This window comes from Ciceribacter ferrooxidans, assembly GCF_004137355.1.
Classification (GTDB): Bacteria; Pseudomonadota; Alphaproteobacteria; order Rhizobiales; family Rhizobiaceae; genus Allorhizobium; species Allorhizobium ferrooxidans.
On sequence record NZ_SDVB01000171.1, the window covers coordinates 1 to 251 of the forward strand.

At 51.4% G+C, this 251-nt stretch carries 1 protein-coding gene; it reads right to left on the reverse strand.

The annotated features are described in order from the left end of the window. Nucleotides 1-10 precede the first annotated feature (10 nt). A partial coding sequence (locus tag EUU22_RS25540; protein ID WP_205687865.1) for a hypothetical protein occupies nt 11-251 on the reverse strand: 241 nt, incomplete at its 5' end.

A 251-nucleotide genomic window follows, 5' to 3' on the forward strand; every position in this document is an offset into this window, starting at 1 on the left:
CTCGCGCTGCCTATGGGCACTGCGACCGCAGCACTCCAGTTGATCTTCCCCAATGAGGTGCGCGCCCAGGTCTCTCAGCACGCATATCGGTTTCCTGGTGTCGGTTCACAGCACGCACGCTATACAAAGGCATAGCGATAAATGTTTTGATATCCTCGGGGAGCAGCGCAAGATAGTCATTGTTTTTGTACTCAGCCTGTTCATCAGTACGTACGAGTACAAAAGGGACTAACATATACTGCTCACGTACT